The sequence below is a fragment of the Agromyces sp. H17E-10 genome (assembly GCF_022919715.1).
Lineage (GTDB): Bacteria > Actinomycetota > Actinomycetes > Actinomycetales > Microbacteriaceae > Agromyces.
Genome location: NZ_CP095042.1, coordinates 2,894,995 through 2,914,776, shown reverse-complemented (window position 1 = coordinate 2,914,776; position 19,782 = coordinate 2,894,995). Strand labels below are relative to the sequence as shown.

Sequence of the window (19,782 nt, the reverse complement as noted above, 5' to 3'; positions counted from 1 at the left end):
ACGCGCCAAGTCCAGCCAGATTCTTGATTTGTTCGCGAATGTCCGGTATAAACCTCGCCCGCCCGGCTTCGGGTGCCGGGCGGACGAGGGGTCTTCGCGCCTCAGTCGTGGCTGCGGCGGCGGCGCAGGCGGGCTGCGGCGAGCGCCGCGAGCCCGAGCATGACGGCGATCGCGGATGCCTCGGCGGCACCTCGGACGTCGGCGCCGGTGTCGGCGAGCGCCGAGTCGTCGGCGTCGTCCGCGGCGGGCGCGGCGACCGGGGCCACGTCCTCGGGGCGGGCCGGCGTCGCGGCCGGCTCGTCCTCGGGCGTGCCGGGGTCGGTCGGCGTGCCGGGCTCCGTCGGCGTGCCGGGCTCCGTCGGGGTGCCGGGTTCCGTCGGGGTGCCGGGCTCGGTCGGGGTGCCGGGCGTCGGCGTGCCGGGCTCGGTCGGCGTGCCGGGGTCGGTCGGCGTTCCGGGCTCACCGGTACCGGGCTCGGCCGCGGGGACGACCAGCAGGTGCACGGTCGGGTACTGCCACTCGCCGCCCGCGTGGTACAGGTAGCGGAATTCGTCGGTGCCGAGGTATCCGGCATCGGGCACATAGCGGATCGAACCGTCGGTCGTGGTCGTCACCGTGCCGTGCGCGGGCTGCGTCCAGGCGGCGGCGAGCTCCTTCACGGCCCCGGCGGGTGCGAGGTCGTTCGCGAGCACACCCGGTGCCGCGACCTCGAGCGGGGTGTCGACCGTGACGAGGTAGGCGTCCTCCACCGCGTACACCGGCGCTCCACCGTCGCCGACGTGGATCCAGATACGTGCACCGGCCACGCCCGCCCCGTCGGTCACCGAATACTCGACGTGGTCGGTGCCGGCGTAGCCCGCGTCGGGCGTGTAGACGAGCGCGCCGTCGGCGTCGAGCTGCACCGTGCCGTGGCCCGCGCCCCACTGCTCGAACACGGCGATCGCGTCGCCGTCGGCGTCGAGGTCGTTCGCGAGCGGACCCGTGGCGGCCGGCACCGTGAGCGTCTGTCCGGCAGCCACGGCGTAGTGGTCGTCGAACGCCAGCGGCGGGGTGTTCGGCACGGGGCCTGCGGGCAGCACCTCGATCGTGATCTCGACGTATTCGCTTCGCCCGCCCTTCGGGTCGCTGACCGCGTAGGTACCGCGGTCGACGCCCGTGAAACCGGCCGGGGGCGTGTACATGAAGGTGCCGTTGTCGCCGAACCACCACTTGCCGGCGGGCGCCGTGCCGGTGCCGTCGAACACGAGCGGGTCGCCGTCGGGGTCGATGTCGTTGCCGACCACGCCGGGCGCGGGAACGTAGAGCTTCTGGCCGGCCGTCGCGACGAGGTGGTCGGCGTGCGCGACGGGCGGGTGGTTCACCGAGCCGTCGCCGACCTGCAGCTCGACCTTCACCGACTTCGAGAGGTAGCCGTGCGAGTCCTTCGCCCGGTAGTGGAAGACGTCGGTGCCGGTGTAACCGGGCAGCGGGGTGTAGACGAAGCCGCCGTTCGCCGCCCAGGCGAGCGAGCCGGAGAGGCCGCTGTCGTCGACCACGACCTCGAGCACGTCGCCGGGCTCGGAGTCGGTGTCGTTGAAGAGGAGGCCGGGAGTCTTGACCGACAGCATGGTGTCCTGCTTGACGCCGAAGTAGTCGGGTGCGGCGACCGGCGCCTCGGGGATCGCGTCGGGTCCCGATGGCTCGACGCCGTCCTCGGCAGGGTAGATCCAGAGGGTCGCGTCGTCGCAGCCGCTCGCCGTGCAGACGCGGTAGGTGAGGCTGACGGTCTGGCCGGGCGCGTCGCCCGGATCGACGAAGAACCCGCCGCCGTCGCCGAGGATCTGCACGGTGCCGTTGCCGAGCTGCGCGCTGAACGGGAGGGAGAGCGAGGTCACCGCCTGCGCGTCGAGGTCGTCGTTCTGCAGCAGCCCCTGATAGTCGGCGATGTAGAGCGGGGAGCCGGGCGTGTAGAGGTAGGTGTCGTCGGCGGCGACGGGCGGGAGGTCGGCGTCGCTGCCCGCCGGCAGCACGTCGATCACGACGTCGGCGTAGTTGCTGTAGAGGTCGTCGTCGCCGTGGTCGTCGCGCAGCCGGTAGCTGAACGCGACGGTGCCAGAGAAGCCGGCCGGCGGCGTGTAGGTGAAACTCAGGTCCACCCCGTCGGTGATCTCGAACACGCCGACCGCGGGCGTGCCGTACTCGTCGAGCGTGAAGTAGTCGCCGTCGGGGTCGGAGTCGTTGCGCTTCAGTCCGGGCGCGTTGACGGTGAGCGTCGTGCCCTCGACCATCTCCCAGTGGTCGTCGACGGCGATCGGCGCCTGGTTGGGTGCGAAGCCCTGCGGCCCGCCCGAGAGCGCCTTCGCCGCCGGCGCCTTCGCTCCCGAGGGCTCGTCGACGGGTGCGGATGCCTCGGCCGGAGGCTCCGGCGCGGTGGCGTCGTCGCTCGCGCCGGCGTCGCCGGCGTCGCCGGTGTCGCTCGAGTCGCCGGCGGTCGTGTCGTCGGCCGGCGGCTCGTCCGCGGGTGCCTCGTCGACCGGTGCCGCCTCCGCGGGCGCGTCTTCGACGAGGCCCGCCTCGGCATCGGCGGGGGCGTCCGCGGAGTCCTCGACCGCGCCATCCTCGACCGGGGCCGGTTCGGGCGACTCGTTCGCCGCGTCGGGCGCGCCGTCACTCGGTTCGGCGAGGGGCGCCGTCGCCGCGGCATCCGCGGCAGGGGTGCTCGCGTCGTCGGCGAAGGCGACGGCGGGTGCGGTCATCGTCGCCACGCCGAGCGCGGCGGCGAGTGCGAGGCCGGCGAGTCGGGCGCCGGGGCGCGGCCTCTCGCCGCTCGGAAGGTCGTGGTTTCGCATGGCTGCTCTTTCGGTTCGAAGTCGTACTGCGGGATCGGTCGTCGTCGACGCGGGTCAGGCCCACTCGACGCGGAGCGTGTCGGGCCGGCCCGGCACGAGGCTCACGTCGAGGGTCGCGCCGGGCGCGACGCGGGCGAGGTGGATGGGTGCGAGCTGCTCGGTGCGGCTCGCGGGCATCGGCACGCCGCCCGGCATGAGCACGTGCAGGTCGAGCTCGACGAGCGAGTTCATGCCGATCATCATCGGCAGCTGCCGGGCGTCGACCACGGTGGCCGTCGTGCGCAGGCGCTGCGCTTCGAGGCGGGCGTCGGTCGGCGCCGGCATCGAGGCGGCCATCAGGCGGCTCGCCTGCGCCATCTGCTCCTGGGCCTGCGCCATGGTGGCGCCGACGTCCATGCGCTGCTGCATCTCGAAGCCCTGGCGGGTGAGGGTGGTGAGGTCCTTGAGGAAGCCCATGTCACACCGCCTGGTAGATCTCGTTGAAGCGACGGCCGACCCCGCGGTCGGTCTGGATGCGCGAGGCCCAGCCGGCCGAGGCGATCGCCCACGACGAGGCATCCACCCCGAACATCGCGGCGACGGTCGGCAGCTTCGCCGCGTCGTAGCCGTAGGCGGCGATGCCCTTGGAGATGCGCGCGTAGCGGTCGAGGTCGACGCCCGCGATCGGGTCGAGGTTGCCGGGCAGCGGGGCCGCGGTCGCGGCCTGCACGGCCTGGGCGTCCATCTGCTGGCGGACCTGGGCCTGCTGGTACTGGGCCTGCTGGTACTGGGCCGACTGCGCCTGCAACTGGTTCGCCTGGTCGATGAGGCCGGGTGCGGCCTTCACCATCTCGGCCATGTCGCCGAACTGCTTGAAGAGGTTCATGATCGTTCCGTCCTGGGTGACTCCCCCGGGTCGTTCCCGGTGATGACACGAGGTTCCCGCGACGGCGGTGCCGGGCAGATGGGCAGCGCCTGCTCATTCGGTGCGCGCGGCATTACTCACGAGGCCGCGGGGATTGCTCAGGGATTGCTCAGAGACCCCCAGAGCGGGGTACTGCGCTCGCGGCATCCCGAGCCGTACAGTGAGACGTCCCGATCACGCGAAAGGCGTCGATGGCCCTGAACGATCCCGATGCGCAAGCCGGCCCCGAGCCCGACCTCGACGGTCCTTGGCCGCTCGTCGGCCGCGACGCACAGGTGGCGCGGGGATCGGGGGCGCTCCTCGGCGGCCAGGCGCGCGCGGTGTTCCTGTACGGGCCGTCGGGCGTCGGCAAGAGCCGCATCCAGCAGGCGATCGGCGAAGCGCTCGACGCGGCCGGATGGCTCGTGCTCACGGCGAGCGGCAACCCGGTGCTCTCGGCGGTGCCGTTCGCGACGATCGCCCCCGCCATCGCGCGCGGTGTCGACGACCCCGTGCTGCCGAGGGCGACCGACCAGCTGACCCTGTTCAGCGCGACGAGTGCGACGATCGCCGAGCTCGCGGGCGGGCGGCGGGTCGTCATCGCGGTCGACGACCTCTCGTCGGCCGACAGCGTCTCGGTCGCGCTCGTCGCGCAGCTCGTCGCCGCCGGTTCGCTGACGCTCATCGCGACCCTCCCCGAGGGCGAGCCCGTGCCCGACGGCATCATGCCGATCGCGTCGTCGCCCGACGCAGTGCGCATCGACGTGCCCGCGCTCGACCTCGACGAGGTCACCGAGCTCGTCGCGACGGTGCTCGGCGCCCCCATCGCCCACCGCGACGCGGTCGAGCTGCACCGCGCCTCGCACGGCAACCCGTTGTTCCTGCGCGAGCTCGTGATCGGCGCCGTCGAGACGGGCACCCTCGTGCGGGCCGGCGAGCACTGGCAGCTCGAGGGCGACCCCGTCGGCACGCCCGCGCTGCGCGACCTCATCCGGGCACGACTGCGCGGGCTCGGCCCCGAGGAGCGCGACGCGATCGAACGCCTCGCGCTCTGCGAGCCGCTCGGCATCGACGAGTTCGTGCGCCCCGGCGCCCCCGAGGCGCTCGCCGAGCTCGAGCTGCGCGGCATGATCCGCGTCGACGAGTCGGGCCACGGCATCGCCATCACCCTCGCCCACCCGCAGTACGCGGGGGCGGTCCGCGAGTCGCTCCCCCGCATCCGCGCGATCTCGCTGCTCATCGAGCAGGCCGACGTCGTCGAACGCGGCCCCATGACCGTCGTCGACGAACTGCGCATCGCGATGTGGCGCCTCGACGCCGGGCGCCCGAGCGACCCCGATCTGCTCATCCGCTCGGCCGACCTCGCGCGACGCGCGCACGACCACCGCACCGCCGAGCGCCTCGCCGCCGCCGCGATCGGTGCCGGCGCGACGGATGCCTCGGCCCACATGCTGCACGCCGAACTGCTGTGGTCGCTCGGCCGTGGCCCCGAGGCGCTCACCGCGCTCGACAACGCCGAGCGCTCCGCCCGCGACGCCGACGAGCCCGAGGCGGCCATGCTCGCCGCGATCGCCACGAAGCGGGCCGACATCTACGGCGGCGACCCCCTCGGCAGCGAGCGCGGCATCCGGCTGCTCGAGGAGATCGGCCGGGCCCTGCCCGAACAGCTGCCCATGCTGCTCATCAGCAAGGCGACGCTCGTGCTGCACCTGCTGCGCGCGAACGAGGCGCTCGCGCTCGTCGACGAGGCAGGCGGCCACCTCGGCGACAGTCCCGTCGAGCGCGCGATCGTCTCGCTCGGGCGGGCCATGCCGCTCTCGCAGATGCAGCGCTCGGCCGAGGCGGTCGCCGAAGCCGAGTCCGCCCTCGCCTACGCGTCGGGCGACGGGGCGCACATCCCGAAGCGACGCGCGCAGATCCCCTACGCATACGCGCTCATCGAGAGCGATCGCTCCGACGACGCCCGCCGGGTCACGATCGAGATGCTGCACGACGCGATCCGCAACGACGACGAACTCACCGCCCGGCACGCGGAGTTCCTCATGGGCCGTCAGTTCTGGGCGGTGGGCCGGCTCGACACCGCCGCGCGCTGGTTCCGCGACAGCCTGAGCGGGGCCGAGCTGCGCGGCCCCGCGTCGCTGCGCGGCCCGTCGCTCGGGTTCCTCACCGTGATCGCCTGCATGCAGGGCGACCTCGTGCGGGCTCGCGACCTGCGCGAGCGGTTCGAGTCGGGCTACGACCGCGAAGACACGCTCACCGCGCTCGCCGACGCGTGGCTCGCCCGCACCGACGGCGATGTCGACGGCGCCGCCGAGATCCTGCTGGCGCGGGTCGACCAGGTGCTGCCGCGCGGCGCGAACAACGTCGCCGCCTCGTTCCTGCACACGCTCGCCCGGCTCGGGTCGCGCAGCCACGCCGCCCATGCGGCCGACCGACTCGAGTCGCTCGAGCGCCTGACCGACGCACCCGAGATCGCCCGCCGCGCCCGCCACGCGCGGGCCGAGGCCTCCGGCGACGCCGTCGTGCTCCGCGCACTCGGCGAGGAGTGGGAGCGCCTCGGCGCACTGCTGTTCGCGGCCGAGGCGTTCGCGTCGGCCGGACAGGCCGCCCGATCCGACGGACGCGGGCGCGAGGCATCCGCCGACCTGCAACGCGCCGCTGCGCTCGCCGCCGCCTGCGAGGGCGCGCGCACGCCGCTGCTCACCTTCACCGACGGCTCCGAGCCGCTCACCCCGCGCGAGCGGGAGATCGCATCGCTCGCTGCCCAGGGCCTGAGCTCGAACGAGATCGCGCAGCGGCTGTTCCTGTCGCCGCGCACGGTGAACAACCACCTGCAGTCGACGTACACGAAACTCGGCATCCGCGGTCGGCGCGAGCTGCAGCTGTAGCTCGCCGCCGCGGGTCGCGTGCCCCCGCCCTACGCCGTGACGATCTCGGCGCGCATGCCCTCGAGTCGCTCGCCGACGGTGCCGACCGCCTCCTTCGCGACGCCGAGGTCGGCGAGCGCGGTCATGAGCGACGAGACGACGCGGTCGAATGCCGCGTCGGTGATCGCGAGGTCGTGGTGCGCCTCGCCGATCGAGCGGCCGGTGAACACCTGTGGCCCGCCGAACGCCGCAGCGAGGAACGCCCGCTGGTGCGCCTGCAGGCGATCGACGTCGATGCCGTCGAACCACGGCGCGAGCTCGGGGTCGGCGCCGATGCGGTGGTACATGACCGTCACCGCCGTGCGCACTCCGTCGCTGCCGCCGAGGTCGTCGTAGATCGGGTGCATCCGTCCTCCTCATCGGGTCTCATCCGAGGTCCGACCCCAGCATGGCGGATGCCGCGCGGCGGCGCCTGAGCAATCGTTGCTCATTCCGCCCCCGGTTCGTGGGACGATGCCCTCGTGCCCGCGAGCCCCCGCCGCATCGAGTTCGAGACCGACGTCTTCTCGTCGACGGGGTTCACGCTGCTCGTCGACGACGTCGCCCAGTCCCACGTCGACCGGGCCGACCCGACCCGGCTCTTCTTCGAGTACGTGCGCCGCATCGGCCACGTGATCGACGCGGTCGGCCTGCCGGGCGAGCCGCTGCGCGCGCTGCACCTCGGCGGCGGCGCCATGACGCTGCCCCGCTACGTCGCGGCGAGCCGGCCCGACTCGCACCAGGTCGTCGTCGAGCTCGACGGCGAGCTCGCCCGGCTCGTGCAGGATCGGATGCCGCTGCCGCGAGGCGCCGACATCGAGGTGCGCGTCGCCGACGCGGCAGCCGTGGTCGAACAGCTCGCCGAGTCGCGTGGTCGCGAGCCGGCAGCTGCCCGCTTCGACCTCGTCGTCGTCGACCTCTACGACCGGCTCGAGGCGCCGGCGTTCGTCGAGACGCGCGAGTTCATGGGCGGATGCCTCGGGCTGCTCGCCGATCGCGGCCTGCTCGTCGTGAACGTGGCCGACGCCGCCGGCCTCGACCGGCTGCGCGCGCAGGCGAGGGCGGTGGCGCGGGCCGACCCGTCGGCGGAGCTGCTCGTCGCGGGCGACGCGAACGTCGTGTCGGGCGCCGAAGAGGGCAACACGGTGCTCGTCGCGGCACCGCGCGGACTGCCCGACCGGCTCGCTGAGCGCCTCGCCGCCCACGGGCCGCACCCGGCGGCCGTGCTGGAGGGCGAACGCCTCGACTTCGTGCTGTGGGGCGCCTGCTGAGCAGCTGCCCGGCTGCCGCGGGTAGCGTGGGCTCGTGACCAACGACCCCTCGCTCGAACGCCGGCTCGCCGTGAGCGGGCACCTCGCCCGTCTCGAGGAGTCGCGCCAGTCGCCCGGGTCGTGGACGCTCTACGTCGACGGCACCCCCCAGTCGCACGTCGAGCTCGACAAGCCCGAGTGGCTCGGCTTCGAGTACGTGCGCCGCATCGGCCACGCCGTCGACCTCGTGCGCCCAGAGGGTGCGCCGATCACGGCCGTGCACCTCGGCGGCGGGGCGCTGACCCTGCCGCGGTACGTCGTCGCGACCCGGCCGGGCTCGCGCCAGCAGGTGATCGAGCTCGAGTCGGAGCTCGTCGACCTCGTGCGCGAGCACCTGCCGCTGCCGCGCGGCGCGCAACTCCGTATCCGTCACGGTGATGCGCGCGAGGTGCTCGCGAAACTGCCGGGCGGTCTCGACGGCGCGGTCGACCTCGTGATCGTCGACATCTTCTCGGGGTCGCGCACGCCCGCGCACGTGACGAGCGCCGAGTTCTACGGGCTCGTCGTGCCGCGTCTCGCGCCGGGCGGCATCGTCGCGGTGAACGTCGCCGACGGCGCGGGCCTCGCCTTCGCACGGTCGCAGGCGGCGACGCTGTCGCACGTGTTCGCGCACGTCGCGATCGCGGCCGACACGGGCATGCTCAAAGGGCGCCGGTTCGGCAACGTCGTCATGTACGCATCCGACCTGCCGCTGCCGTTCGACCAGCTGCCCCGCCGGCTCGCGAGCGATCCCGCGCCCGCGAAGCTCGTCGAGGGCGAGGAGCTCCGGCGCTTCATCGCGGGCGCGCCCGTCGTGACCGACGCGACCGCCGTGCCGTCACCGCCGCCGGCGCGCTCGATCTTCCTGGCGAAGCCGGGCGGCTGACCCGGCGCGCTGCGCCACAGGATCGGCGATCGCCGCCCGATCGGACGAATCCGCGTGGTTCGTCCGATGCTCTGGCGATCGCCGACGTCGTGGCGCGGCGCGGCGCGCTGCGCGACGCCGTGCCTCAGCCGATCGCGGCCACGCGGCTCGGGCCGCTCTCGTTCCAGACCCGGTCGAGCGCGGTCACGGCGTACGTGTACGCGTGGTCGGCCTCGGCCGAGGCATCCACCCATCGCTGCACGACGCCCGAGACGGCCCGCACCGTCGCCACGAGGTTCGCGGCGTCCTCGACGTCGATCGCCGCAGCGGCGCCTTCGACGCGGTAGATCGCGAACGAGGTCGCGCGGCGCGCGCGCGGTGCGGCGTCGGACCACTGCAGGGCGATGCCGGCCGTGGTGCGCTCGGGGTCGGCGATGACGGGCACGCGCACGTCGGTCGCGGGCAGCCACTCCATGGCGGGCACGATCGCGGGGCGCGAGTAGTGGTCGGCGAGCACGCGCGACATCGAGCCCTGCGGGTCGGCCGGCACGTGCTTCGCCGAGAAGTAGACGTTGCCGTGCACGGGAGCGCCCTGCTCGCTCACCACGCGGTCGAAGGCCAAGTGGTTCGAGAGCTCGGCCGGGTCGGTGAAGACGCCCGAGGTCACCTTGTAGAGCGCCTCGCCCACGTAGAAGTGGGTGCCGCTCGTCGCGGCGACGTCGGCCCACCACGGCACGAGCTTCGCGTAGTCGGCGACGGCGAGGCCGATCTGCCAGTAGATCTGCGGGTTGATGTAGTCGAGCCAGCCCTCGAGCACCCACTTGCGGGTGTCGGCGAACTGCAGGTCGTACGACTGCGAGCCGCCCGTGTCGGAGCCGAGCGGGTCGGTGGCCCGGTTGCGCCAGATGCCGAACGGGCTGATGCCGAACTTCACCCACGGCTTCAGCGCCTTGATGCGCTCGGAGATCGAGCTCACGAAGGTGTCGACGTTGTGCCGGCGCCAGTCGGCGATGTCGTCGAAGCCGGTGCCGTGGGCGGCGAACGTCGCGGCATCGGGAATCGTCTGCCCGACGACGGGATACGGGTAGAAGTAGTCGTCGAAGTGCACGCCGTCGAGGTCGTAGTGCTCGACCGAGTGCAGGATGGCCCGCTGGATGTGCTCCTGCGCCTCGGGGAGTCCGGGGTCGAAGTAGAGCTTGCCGCCGTACGCCCACACCCAGTCGGGGTGCACGCGCGCCGGGTGCTCGGGCACGAGTTTCGCGGGGTCGGCCTGCATCGAGACGCGGTACGGGTTGTACCAGGCGTGCAGCTCGAGGTTGCGGGCGTGCGCCTCGGCGACGATGAAGGCGAGCGGGTCGTAGCCCGGGTCCTGCCCCTGCACTCCCGTGAGGTACTGCGACCACGGCTCGAGCGGACTCGGCCAGAACGCGTCGGCCGTCGGGCGGACCTGCACGAACACGGCGTTGAGGTTGAACGCCTCGGCGACGTCGAGCCAGTGCAGGAACTCGGCGCGCTGCTCGTCGGCGGTGAGGCCTGTGCGGCTCGGCCAGTCGATGTTGACGACCGAGGAGATCCACATGGCGCGCAGCTCGCGCTTGCGGGGGCCGGTCGCCGCGAGCGCACCGGTGCTCCCGTCAGTGTCGGCCGCGAACGCCGGGGGCGCGGCGAGCGAGCCCACCGTGACGGTGAAGGCCGACGCGGCGACCCCGGCGACGGCGAGGGTGAGGAACCCGCGGCGGCCGAGGCCGGGCGTGGCAGGCGGTGCGAGATCCGGTGCGGCCCCCGCGTCGATCGGGCGGTCGTGGCGGTCGTGCGGCTGGGCGAGGGGCATCTTCGATCCTCCGAGTCGGTCTGACTCGGAAGATACTTCCACACTCGCGCGAGGTTGTGAAGAGTTTTTTCCGAGCGGCTCACGCGTGCCGGAACCGCAGCTCCTGCCCCGGCCGCAACTGCGCCACCGCGTCGAGGGAGTCCGGCGCGACGACCGCGATCACCGGGTACCCGCCCGTGACCGGACGGTCGGCGCCGAGGATCGTCGGCTGCCCGTCGCCCGACACCTGGATCGAGCCCGGCACGGTCGCCTCGCTCGCGAGTTCGCCCGTCACCCGCCGCTCGAGCGCCGGCCCGACGAGGCGCACCCCCACCCGGTCGGCCCGCTCCGAAACGCGCCACGGCACCTCGAACAGCGCGGCGCGCGCGGCGTCGGTGAACCAGTCGGTCCGCGGCCCCGGCCCGAGCGCGATGGTCACCGCATCGGCCGGCGGCGCAAACGCCGCCTCCTGGTCGAGCACGGGCACGGATGCCGCGGGGTCGGCGCCGATCGCGAGCTCGCGCCCCGCCGCCACGGGGTCGGGTCCGAGGCCCGCGAGGGTGTCGCGCGAGCGGGAGCCGAGCACGGGCGGCTCATCGATGCCGCCGCGCACGGCGAGCACGTAGCGCAGCCCGCGCCGCGCCTGGCCGAGCTCGACGACGGCACCGTCGACGGCGCGCACCGCGGAGTACGGCGCGACCGGGCGGCCGTCGACCGTGACCGGCCCCCACGCGCCGGCGACGGCGAGCCACGTGTCACCGCCGACGACGCGCGCACGGAAGCCGCCCATGAGCACCTCGAGGATCGCCGCCGAGTCGGGATTGCCGACGAGCCGGTTCGCGAGACGTGCGGCACCCCTGTCGAGGGCGCCCGACCCGGCGACCCCGAGACGGGCGTACCCGGGTCGGCCGAGGTCTTCGACGAGCACGAGGGGTCCGGAAGCCTCGACGACGAGCCGGCGCATCACGGCACCTCCACGACAGCGGTGCAGCATCTCACAACCGCCTCCACCACGAGCCGGCGCATCAGCGCACCGCCTCGAACCGCACGCGACGTCCCGGCGCGAGCAGTGCGGGCTCGGCCCGGTCGGGGTTCCAGAGGTCGGCGTCGGTGCGGCCGACGAGCCGCCAGCCGCCCGGGCTCTCGCGGGGATACACGCCGGCGAACGCCCCGGCGAGCGCGACCGCCCCCGCCGGAACCCGGGTGCGCGGGGCGTCGAGCCGCGGCACCTCGAACGCCCAGTCGTCGCTCACGAGGTAGCCGAACCCGGGCGCGAAGCCGCCGAAGGCGACGCGCCACCGGGCGGCGGTGTGGCACTCGACGAGGGCGTCGGTCGAGCACCCGAGCAGGGCGGCGGTCTCGGCGAGGTCGACACCGTCGTACACGACGCGCACGATCGCGGGCTCCGGTTCGTCGTCGCCGGCCCGGGCGGGCGGCGTCGTCGAACGACGGGGTCCGGATGCCGCATCCGCCCGCCCCCCGGAGGCCGCGGCGCGGCGCACCCACGTCGCGACCGACTCGAGCGGGAGTCGCGCCGGGTCGACGGCGACGAGGATCGTGCGGGCGGCGGGCACGAGCTCGACGAGCCCGGGCCTCGGGTCGGCGGCGAGCGCATCGTGCAGCGCCAGCACCTCGTCGAGCGAGCCGCACTCGACGAGGAGCGCGGCCTCACCGCTCGGCAGCAGGCGCACGTTCACGCGAACGCCTCGACGTGGCATCCGGCCGACTCGAGCGCGGCGCGCACCGCGCGGGCGATTGCGACCGCACCAGGGGTGTCGCCGTGCAGGCACAGCGAGTCGGGGGCGAGCTCGAGGCGGCTGCCGTCGTCGGCCGTGATGCCGCCGGTCTCGACGAGTTCGAGCGCACGGTCGGCGGCCGCCGCCGGATCGTCGACGATCGCACCCGGCTCGCCGCGCGGGGTGAGCGACCCGTCGGCCGCGTAGCCGCGGTCGACGAAGGCCTCCCGCGCGAACACGACGCCCGAGGCATCCGCCGCCTGTTCGAGGGCGCTCACCGGCGGACCGAGCACGACGAGCGACGCCTCGTAGGCGGCCACCGCCTCGACGAAGGCGTGCGCGGCCGCGGCGTCGACGGCGAGGCGGTGGTAGAGGGCGCCGTGCGCCTTGACGTACCGCACGCGGATGCCCGCCACCCGGGCGGCGCCGTCGAGCCCGCCGAGCTGCACGACGAGCTCGGCGGCGATCTCGGCCGGAGTCGCGTCGAGAGCCCGACGGCCGAAGCCGGCGAGGTCGCGGTAGCCCGGGTGGGCGCCGAGCGCGACCCCGTGCTCGGCGGCCCGGCGTGCGCTCGACAGCATCGTCATCGGGTCGCCGGCGTGGAACCCGCACGCGACGTTCGCGCTCGAGACGAGTCCGAACATCGCCGCGTCGTCGCCCACGTGCCACGCGCCGAACGACTCGCCGAGGTCGCTGTTGAGATCGATCGCGGGCCGCATGCTCCCATTCTGCCGCCGCCGCGGGCAGACTGGCAGTGGAGGGTCATGCGAACGCGAGCGATCGGAGCGGCCGGGTCCCACGCGGCCCTGCCCGGTGCGGCCGCGGTCGTCGCGCTCGCGCTCGTCGTCGCGGGCTGCACGACGCACGAACCCGTCGCCGGGCCCACGGGCTGGAGCCCGACGCCCTCGCCGTCGGCAGCCTCGCCGTCGACACCCGCACCGACCCCCGTCGAGCCGCTCGTGCCCGCCGGCGACGTCTCGGTCGTCGCCGAGGGGCTCGACGCGCCGTGGTCGATCGCGCTCGTGCCGGGCGGTGCCGGGAACCGTCCGGCGGGCGTGCTCGTCTCCGAGCGCGACCGCGGCGACGTCGTCGAGGTACTCGCCGACGGGAGTCTCCGCGTCGCCGGCACCGTTCCGGGCGTCGCGGCCGCGGGCGAGGGCGGACTGCTCGGCCTCGCGATCCGCTCCGTCGACGGCGGGCTCGAGCTCTACGCGTATCTCACGACCGCCGACGACAACCGCATCGTGCGCATGCCGCTCACGGGCAGCGCCGGCGGGTTCGCGCTCGGCCATGCCGAACCCGTGCTCACGGGCATCCCCAAGGCGGGCAACCACGACGGCGGACGCATCGCCTTCGGCCCCGACGGCATGCTCTACGCGACGACGGGCGACGCCGGAGTGCGCGACGCGGCGCAGGACCCGGCATCCCTCTCGGGCAAGATCCTGCGCATGACGCCCGACGGCGAGCCGGCGCCGGGCAACCCGTTCGGCAGCCTCGTCTACACGCTCGGCCACCGCAATCCGCAGGGCATCGCCTGGGATGCTGCGGGGCGGATGTGGGCCGCGGAGTTCGGCCAGGACACCTGGGACGAGCTCAACCGCATCGAGGCGGGGGCGAACTACGGCTGGCCCGTCGTGGAGGGCGCCGCGGGCGACCCGCGTTTCGTCGATCCCGTCGCGCAGTGGGCGACGAGCGAGGCCAGCCCGAGCGGGCTCGCGGTGATCGGCGACACGCTCTTCCTCGCGGCGCTGCGCGGCGAGCGGATCTGGACGGTGGCGCCCGCGAGCGCGACCGCCCCCGCGGCGACGCCGTGGTTCGCCGGCGAGTACGGGCGCATCCGCGACGTGGCCCGGTCGCCCGACGGAGCCCTGTGGTTCCTCACGAACAACACCGACGGGCGGGGCTCGCCCCGCGACGGCGACGACCGGCTGATGTCGGTCGGGCTCGCGCCGGCCGGCTGACCGCCTGACCGCGGCACACGGGTCACGCGCATCGGCGGATCGGCACCGGCCCTCGATTCCGCCCCGTTCGGGGGTGATGCGCGCCTCCGCAACGTCGGCGGCCGGGGTTATTCTCATCCCATGGCGGATCTCGAGCGGGTCAGGCGGTGGGCCGAGGCGCTCATCGTGCTGCACCTCGACCCGGCGGTCTGGAGCTTCGGGTTCGACAACGCGAAGAAGCGTGCGGGGCTCTGCAACTACACGGCCAAGCACATCTCCGTCTCGCGATACCTCGCGGCCCGCTACGACGACGACGAGGTGCACCAGATCCTGCTGCACGAGGTCGCACACGCCCTCGCCGGCCCGCGCGCCGGGCACGGTCCGAAGTGGGCGTCCATCGCCGCGGGCCTCGGCTTCGTCGGGCGGCGTACCCACGACGGCGAGGTCGCGCACGAGCTCGCCCCGTGGGTCGGCCGTTGCCCGGCCGGGCACGAGCACTACCGCTATCGCGAGCCCACCCGCCAGCTCAGCTGCGGCCTGTGCCGGCGCGGGTTCGACACCGCGAACCTCATCGTGTGGCACCACCGCGAGATCACGGCCGCCGTGCGCCGCCGTGCCGCGAGCGCGGCCGCGGGCTGACGCGACTGCCCGAGCGCTCGCTGAAGCGCGGAGAGGCGCCCTGCCGGAGCGCCCGCCGACGCCGCCGTCCGGCGCCGTCGGCGGCACCCGCACGCGCTACGCTGATCGAATGCCCGTCTCCACCGTCACGATCCCCATCGGGCAATGGCTCGTTCCCGCCGAAGGCGTCAGATGGTGGTTCGACTCGGGCTCGGTCGCACTCGATTTCGCGACGACGGGCGCGATCGGCGGAGCCGCCGCATCGGCCGGCGTCGAGCGCTTCCACTCCCCCGACGATCTCACCGACTGGCTGCGCGAGCGGTTCCCCGTCGCCGTCGGCCAGGCACGCTCGCGCGACCTGTTCGACGCGGTCGCCCTTCGCGATGCGATCGCCCGCATGGCGGTGGCGGCGAGCCGGGGCGAGTCGGCGCGTGCGGGCGACATCGACCTCGTGAACCTCTATGCGGCCACGCCCGACGTGCCGCCCGCGCTCGGCGGCGGTTCGCGCCAGGCCGGTCGGTCGGTGCACACCGTGCCCCAGGCGCTGTCGACGATCGCACGAGACGCGGTCGACCTGTTCTCGCCGGCCAACGTCGAGCGCATCCGCGAGTGCTCCGGCGACGACTGCGAGATCGTCTACCTCGACACCTCGCGCGCGGCGACGCGGCGCTGGTGCTCGATGCAGCGCTGCGGCAACCGGGCGAAGGTGCGGGCCCACCGTGCGCGCAAGAGCGGGCGCAACTCACGCATCGGCTCCGCGATCGCGGCGGCCGCGCAGGTCACCCTGCCCGAGCCTGCGCTCGCACAACCCACGCTCACGGAGCCGGTGCTCGCGGAGGCGGTGCCCGCGACGCCGGCCCTCACGGAGCCCGCTCGCACCGAACCGGCACCGGTCGAACCCGACCGAGCCGCCTGAGAACCTCCCCGGCCCGCCCGCGGCGGCGGCCTCGGCTCGAGATCCGAGCGATCAACCGCGCCCGGATGCCTCGGCCCGTCGCCGCGGCAACGCGAGCAGCACGCCGGCGACGACGAGCAGCGCGCCGAGTCCGGCGGCGTACCAGGCCGTCTCCCCGGGGATGTCGAGGTAGGTCGTGATGCCGAGGATCCGGGCGAGACCCCACGGCAGCAGGCCCATCTCGTCGTTCCAGAGCGTCAGCACCTGCTCGAGGCCGATCGCCCCGACGATCGCCGCGGGGACGACGAGTCCCGCGCCGACGGCGGCGAGGACGAACCCGGTGGCGCGCCGGGCGCCGACCTGCGCCGCGAGCGCCCAGCCCGCCGCGACGAACACCCAGACGAAGAGCGCGAACGCGACCGCGATGTAGGCCGTGCGCAGCACGGGGTCGGTCCAGAACGCGAACCAGTAGCCGCCCGGGCCGGTGAACGAGAGTCCGACGAGCGTCACGATGCAGCGCAGCACGACGACGCCCCCGACGGCCGCGATCACGGGCCACGGCGACCGGCGGCCGACGCAGAGCCGCAGCACGCCCGCGAAGATCGCCCACGCCCCGATCACGACCGCGAGGTGCGTCCACGAGCGGAACGACGTCTGCACCGCGCGCGTCGCGACGAGCAGGGCGACCGGCACGAGGAACAGCAGCCAGCGGTCGAGGTCGTCCATGCCGAGCGTCTCGAGACGTGCGCGCCACGGCCGGGTCGACGCGACCCAGCTCGCCCGCGCGGCCGCGGCGCCCGGACGACGCACGAGCCGAGTGCGGGCGGCGAGCATGCCGATCACGACCCACGCGAGCGCGAGCACGAGCAGCCCGCGGGCGAACCACGCCATGAGCGGGTCGCGCTCGGCGCGGTCGACGCCGAGCTGGGCGGCCGTGAGGTTGAACGCCGGGTGGTCGAGGTCGCCCTCGTACCGTTCGAGGTGCTCGGCGGCCCGCTGCTCGAAGACGGCACGATCGGCCTCCCACGCGTCACGGGCGGCCGGCGAGAGCGTGTCGTGCCACTGCCCCTCGTGCAGGATCATCGCCCGATACGACTCGAGCAGGCGCAGGGTGTCGAGCTCGTAGTCGAGGCTCGAGACGAACGCCTCTCGCAGTTCGGGCGAACGCCAGCTCGAGGCATCCGTCGCGTTCACCGTCTCGCGCATCTCCTCGACGGCGGCGACCGCCTCGGCACCGCTCGCGATCGCGGCATCGACGCCCGCGCCCTGGGCGGCGCCGTCGCCCGCCGAGTCGCGGACGATCGAGTACATGACGTCGAGCACGGCCGAGTCGCCGGTGAGGATGTCCCACTCGAAGATCCACATCATGGGCGGCGGTTCGAGGCCGATCGCGAAGACCCGCTGCTTCGCGAACTGCTCGACGTACATGCCCTGCTCGATCGCCTCGCGCGAGCGCGTCATCGCACCCACGATCGCCTCGACGGTCGCGGGGTCGTCGGAGAACCACTCGCGCGCCCAGTCGGCCGTGATGTCGGCGACGTCGGCGTCGGGGTCGCGGGCGAGGTCGGCGGCGAGCTGCGTGTTGAGCTCGTAGAGCTGCCAGAAGCCCGACTTGAGGTAGAGCGACATCGGGCCGGCTCGCCAGGGTCCGCCATCCTGCGTCCACACCCAAGCACCCTCGATGCGGTCGTTCGCCGCGAGCAGCTGCTGCAGCGCCCACTGGTACTGCGTGCCGAGGTCGTTCGGGAACGCGCCGAAGTTCTCGAACTCGCGCCGGCTCTGGAACTCGACGATGCGTCGCTGCGAGCCCTGCTCGAGCGTGTGGTTGAGCGGCAGCCAGCTGTAGAAGTCGCCGAGCGTGTACTTCGTCGACACGATGAGCGCGGGTGAGTCGAGGCCGTCGAGCACGGCCTCGTACGAGGCGTCGTTCGTGTGCATGTCGCCGACGGCGCCGACGCCCACGCTCCACGTGCGGAAGATCACCTCGCGGCCCGACGACTCGGCCTGACCGCTGAACGCCTCGAGCATCGTGCGCACGGCGTCGACGGTCGTCACCTTGAGCGCCGAGTAGTAGTCCCAGCCGCCGACGTCGTAGATCGCGCCGGCCTCGCCGATGCGGATGAGCACGCCGTCGAGCGCGGGAGCCGCCTCGTACAGCTCGTCGAGACCCGCCGTGTAGACGCTCCAGAACTCGGGGTCTTCCGTGTCGAGGGAGCCGAACCGGTCGGTGAGGTACCGCTCGAGCGGTCCGGTGAGGGCGAGCATGTCGGTGCGCAGGAACACCTGCATGCCGAGCTGGTCGGCGCGCTCCCAGAAGGGCGCGAACGCCTCGCGAAGGGCGACGGCCCGGTCGCGGTGGTCGTCGCCGTCGGCGTAGACGGGGCCGCCGGGGGCGTCGTCGAAGGTGACGAACTCGACGAAGCCCGGGAAGGCGACCGCGTTGAACCCGTTGGCGAGCGAATGGCGCAGGAACCCGTCGAAGTCGGCGTACGCCTCGGCGAGCGCGGTCTCGTCGATGTACGGCGCCTCGGGCTGCACGACCGCGGCGAACGCCTTCGAGGCGTGCGAGTAGTCGTCGCCCGACTCCCACTCGGCCGGGATGGGTGCGACGCCCACGGCGCCGAGGTCGGTCATGCGCAGCGGCAGCCGCGAGGGCTCGTGGGCACCGACGAGTGCGGCGACGGGGGCGGCAGCGCGCACCTGCGCGGCGAGGTCGTAGATGCCCCGCACGGCGCCCGTCTCGGTGAAGGCGAGGATGCGCAGCGCCGAGGCATCCCCCCGCAGTTCGTAGCCGTCATCGCCCGGGCCGGAATCGGCCTCCTGCCCGGGGATGATCTCGACCGCGAGCGAGGCCTCGCCCTCACGGGCCGGCGCGTCGGCGACGGCATCGCGGAGCTCGTCGAGCGCGACGCCGAACCGCACGGTGTCGGGCACGTCGAGGCTCGTGAACTCGGGCGGCGACACGGGGGCCGCGACGTCGGGGACGGCCGCGGCGGCGGGTCGCATCTGCTCGCTCGGCTCGGTGCGGATGCCGAGCGCGTCGCCGACGGCGAACGCGACGCCGAGCCCCAGGGCGACGAGCACGCAGGCGGTGATGACGGCGAGGATGCCCCGTCGCTTCGCCGTCGTCATGGAGAGATCCTATTCGGCGCTCAGCCGACGACGAACACGCCGTCGCGCAACACGGGCACGACCTCGGTCACGTCGCGCTCGGCGGCCAGGCGCGCGTCGCCCGCGAACCCGATCCCGCGCAGCTCGACGCCGCTGCCGGAGGCGCTGATGAGATGGCCCGTCGCCCGCGAGAGGCCCTCGAACGCGGCGCACGCGACGGCCGCCTCGGGCGAAGTGTGATCGATGCCGCGGGCCACGAGGGCGTCGACGACGGCGCCCGCGACGATGAGGTCCTCGACGGCGAAGCGCACTGCAGCGCCTCCGGCGTCGGCACCGGCGCCGTGCCCGGCCGCGTGCTCGCGCTCGCCGGCCGCGACGATCGCGATCACGAGCCGTTCGCCGCGCTCGGCCTGCAGCGCGACGAGCCGGTCGGCGACCGCGCTGCGGTTGCGCATCGACGCGGCGACGACGACGACGTCGCGGTCGCCGAGGGCGTGCGCGATCGCACCGCCGTTCGGCGAGGGCACCACGACGGTGGATGCCTCGACCCCGGCCCAGCTCTCGGGCGAGAGTGTGGGGTGGACGTGCCCGGTCGTGCTCGGGCCGGCGCGGCGCGAGACCGCGACGATGCCGCCGTGGGCGGCGGCGAACGCCGCTGCTCCGGCGCGTGCCTCCTCGCCGGCCGGCCAGGGCGCGACGGCGATGCCGTGCTCGGCGGCGACGACGACGGACGTCGTGAACGAGAGCGCGTCGACGACCACGACCGCATGCACCCCCGGGAGCACGCGCTCGGCGCCCGCGATGCCCCAGTCGAAGCGGATCTGGTACTTCGCCTGGGCGAAGGGCGCGTGGGCGTCGGGCGCCGGGGCGTCGTCGGGCGTGCTCGTGGTCATCGCGACAG

At 74.0% G+C, this 19,782-nt stretch carries 16 protein-coding genes; 6 read left to right on the top strand and 10 right to left on the bottom strand.

Annotated elements, in window-relative coordinates:
* Positions 1 to 101 precede the first annotated feature (101 nt).
* Genes MUN74_RS13205 through MUN74_RS13195 form a run of 3 tightly spaced genes read right to left on the bottom strand, consistent with a single transcriptional unit; the run spans position 102 to position 3,693 of the window.
* A complete protein-coding gene (locus tag MUN74_RS13205) occupies positions 102 to 2,828 on the bottom strand; it encodes an Ig-like domain-containing protein (protein ID WP_244852794.1) in 2,727 nt (908 codons plus the stop codon).
* A gap of 54 nt (positions 2,829 to 2,882) precedes the next feature.
* Positions 2,883 to 3,284, bottom strand: a complete 402-nt coding sequence (locus MUN74_RS13200; RefSeq protein ID WP_244852792.1) for a hypothetical protein — start codon at positions 3,282 to 3,284, stop codon at positions 2,883 to 2,885.
* Between the two features lies 1 nt (position 3,285).
* Positions 3,286 to 3,693: a hypothetical protein gene (locus MUN74_RS13195; protein WP_244852790.1), complete on the bottom strand. Its 408-nt coding sequence runs from the start codon at positions 3,691 to 3,693 to the stop codon at positions 3,286 to 3,288.
* A gap of 230 nt (positions 3,694 to 3,923) precedes the next feature.
* On the opposite strand from MUN74_RS13195, the gene MUN74_RS13190 reads away from it, so the two are divergent.
* Positions 3,924 to 6,599: a helix-turn-helix transcriptional regulator gene (locus MUN74_RS13190; RefSeq protein ID WP_244852789.1), complete on the top strand. Its 2,676-nt coding sequence runs from the start codon at positions 3,924 to 3,926 to the stop codon at positions 6,597 to 6,599.
* 29 nt (positions 6,600 to 6,628) lie between these two features.
* On the opposite strand, the gene MUN74_RS13185 is transcribed toward MUN74_RS13190, so the two are convergent.
* The gene (locus MUN74_RS13185; RefSeq protein ID WP_244852787.1) at positions 6,629 to 6,985 is read right to left on the bottom strand and encodes a group I truncated hemoglobin; all 357 of its coding nucleotides are present in this window, start codon (positions 6,983 to 6,985) and stop codon (positions 6,629 to 6,631) included.
* A gap of 114 nt (positions 6,986 to 7,099) precedes the next feature.
* Here MUN74_RS13185 and MUN74_RS13180 point away from each other — a divergent pair, with 114 nt between their 5' ends.
* Together MUN74_RS13180 and MUN74_RS13175 are read left to right on the top strand one after the other, a co-directional pair.
* Positions 7,100 to 7,888, top strand: coding sequence for a spermidine synthase (locus tag MUN74_RS13180; protein ID WP_244852785.1), 789 nt, complete (start codon positions 7,100 to 7,102; stop codon positions 7,886 to 7,888).
* Between the two features lie 34 nt (positions 7,889 to 7,922).
* Positions 7,923 to 8,792: a spermidine synthase gene (locus MUN74_RS13175; protein WP_244852784.1), complete on the top strand. Its 870-nt coding sequence runs from the start codon at positions 7,923 to 7,925 to the stop codon at positions 8,790 to 8,792.
* 124 nt (positions 8,793 to 8,916) lie between these two features.
* Here MUN74_RS13175 and MUN74_RS13170 read toward each other — a convergent pair whose 3' ends face one another.
* The 4 genes from MUN74_RS13170 to MUN74_RS13155 all read right to left on the bottom strand — a co-directional run bounded on the left by MUN74_RS13170 (position 8,917) and on the right by MUN74_RS13155 (position 13,036).
* A complete protein-coding gene (locus MUN74_RS13170) occupies positions 8,917 to 10,602 on the bottom strand; it encodes a glycoside hydrolase family 10-like protein (RefSeq protein WP_244852782.1) in 1,686 nt (561 codons plus the stop codon).
* A gap of 79 nt (positions 10,603 to 10,681) precedes the next feature.
* Positions 10,682 to 11,545, bottom strand: a complete 864-nt coding sequence (locus MUN74_RS13165) for a 5-oxoprolinase subunit C family protein (protein WP_244852780.1) — start codon at positions 11,543 to 11,545, stop codon at positions 10,682 to 10,684.
* A 61-nt stretch (positions 11,546 to 11,606) separates the two neighbouring features.
* Positions 11,607 to 12,278, bottom strand: a complete 672-nt coding sequence (locus MUN74_RS13160) for a 5-oxoprolinase subunit B family protein (RefSeq protein ID WP_244852778.1) — start codon at positions 12,276 to 12,278, stop codon at positions 11,607 to 11,609.
* Positions 12,275 to 13,036, bottom strand: coding sequence for a LamB/YcsF family protein (locus tag MUN74_RS13155; protein ID WP_244852776.1), 762 nt, complete (start codon positions 13,034 to 13,036; stop codon positions 12,275 to 12,277). The genes MUN74_RS13160 and MUN74_RS13155 overlap by 4 nt, the downstream gene beginning before the upstream one ends.
* A 45-nt stretch (positions 13,037 to 13,081) precedes the next feature.
* Between MUN74_RS13155 and MUN74_RS13150 the strand changes: the two genes are divergently transcribed.
* From MUN74_RS13150 to MUN74_RS13140, 3 genes are all read left to right on the top strand, one after another.
* Entirely contained in the window at positions 13,082 to 14,278 is a 1,197-nt protein-coding gene (locus MUN74_RS13150; protein WP_244852774.1) for a PQQ-dependent sugar dehydrogenase, read from the top strand.
* Between the two features lie 120 nt (positions 14,279 to 14,398).
* A complete protein-coding gene (locus MUN74_RS13145; protein WP_244852773.1) occupies positions 14,399 to 14,896 on the top strand; it encodes a SprT-like domain-containing protein in 498 nt (165 codons plus the stop codon).
* 109 nt (positions 14,897 to 15,005) lie between these two features.
* Entirely contained in the window at positions 15,006 to 15,791 is a 786-nt protein-coding gene (locus tag MUN74_RS13140) for a CGNR zinc finger domain-containing protein (protein ID WP_244852772.1), read from the top strand.
* Positions 15,792 to 15,842: 51 nt separating this feature from the next.
* On the opposite strand, the gene MUN74_RS13135 is transcribed toward MUN74_RS13140, so the two are convergent.
* Both MUN74_RS13135 and MUN74_RS13130 read right to left on the bottom strand, forming a co-directional pair.
* Positions 15,843 to 18,902 (bottom strand): hypothetical protein, encoded by a 3,060-nt coding sequence (locus MUN74_RS13135; protein ID WP_244852771.1) that lies wholly within the window; start codon positions 18,900 to 18,902, stop codon positions 15,843 to 15,845.
* Positions 18,903 to 18,922: 20 nt separating this feature from the next.
* A complete protein-coding gene (locus MUN74_RS13130) occupies positions 18,923 to 19,774 on the bottom strand; it encodes a 2-phosphosulfolactate phosphatase (protein ID WP_244852770.1) in 852 nt (283 codons plus the stop codon).
* Positions 19,775 to 19,782: the final 8 nt, after the last annotated feature.

Coding starts and splice junctions, on each gene's coding strand:
- MUN74_RS13190 (WP_244852789.1), top strand. CDS start 3,924: ATGGCCCTGAACGATCCCGATGCGCAAGCCGGCCCCGAGCCCGACCTC.
- MUN74_RS13170 (WP_244852782.1), bottom strand. CDS start 10,602: ATGCCCCTCGCCCAGCCGCACGACCGCCACGACCGCCCGATCGACGCG.
- MUN74_RS13140 (WP_244852772.1), top strand. CDS start 15,006: ATGCCCGTCTCCACCGTCACGATCCCCATCGGGCAATGGCTCGTTCCC.
- MUN74_RS13205 (WP_244852794.1), bottom strand. CDS start 2,828: ATGCGAAACCACGACCTTCCGAGCGGCGAGAGGCCGCGCCCCGGCGCC.
- MUN74_RS13155 (WP_244852776.1), bottom strand. CDS start 13,036: ATGCGGCCCGCGATCGATCTCAACAGCGACCTCGGCGAGTCGTTCGGC.
- MUN74_RS13200 (WP_244852792.1), bottom strand. CDS start 3,284: ATGGGCTTCCTCAAGGACCTCACCACCCTCACCCGCCAGGGCTTCGAG.
- MUN74_RS13135 (WP_244852771.1), bottom strand. CDS start 18,902: ATGACGACGGCGAAGCGACGGGGCATCCTCGCCGTCATCACCGCCTGC.
- MUN74_RS13145 (WP_244852773.1), top strand. CDS start 14,399: ATGGCGGATCTCGAGCGGGTCAGGCGGTGGGCCGAGGCGCTCATCGTG.
- MUN74_RS13195 (WP_244852790.1), bottom strand. CDS start 3,693: ATGAACCTCTTCAAGCAGTTCGGCGACATGGCCGAGATGGTGAAGGCC.
- MUN74_RS13130 (WP_244852770.1), bottom strand. CDS start 19,774: ATGACCACGAGCACGCCCGACGACGCCCCGGCGCCCGACGCCCACGCG.
- MUN74_RS13150 (WP_244852774.1), top strand. CDS start 13,082: ATGCGAACGCGAGCGATCGGAGCGGCCGGGTCCCACGCGGCCCTGCCC.
- MUN74_RS13185 (WP_244852787.1), bottom strand. CDS start 6,985: ATGCACCCGATCTACGACGACCTCGGCGGCAGCGACGGAGTGCGCACG.
- MUN74_RS13165 (WP_244852780.1), bottom strand. CDS start 11,545: ATGCGCCGGCTCGTCGTCGAGGCTTCCGGACCCCTCGTGCTCGTCGAA.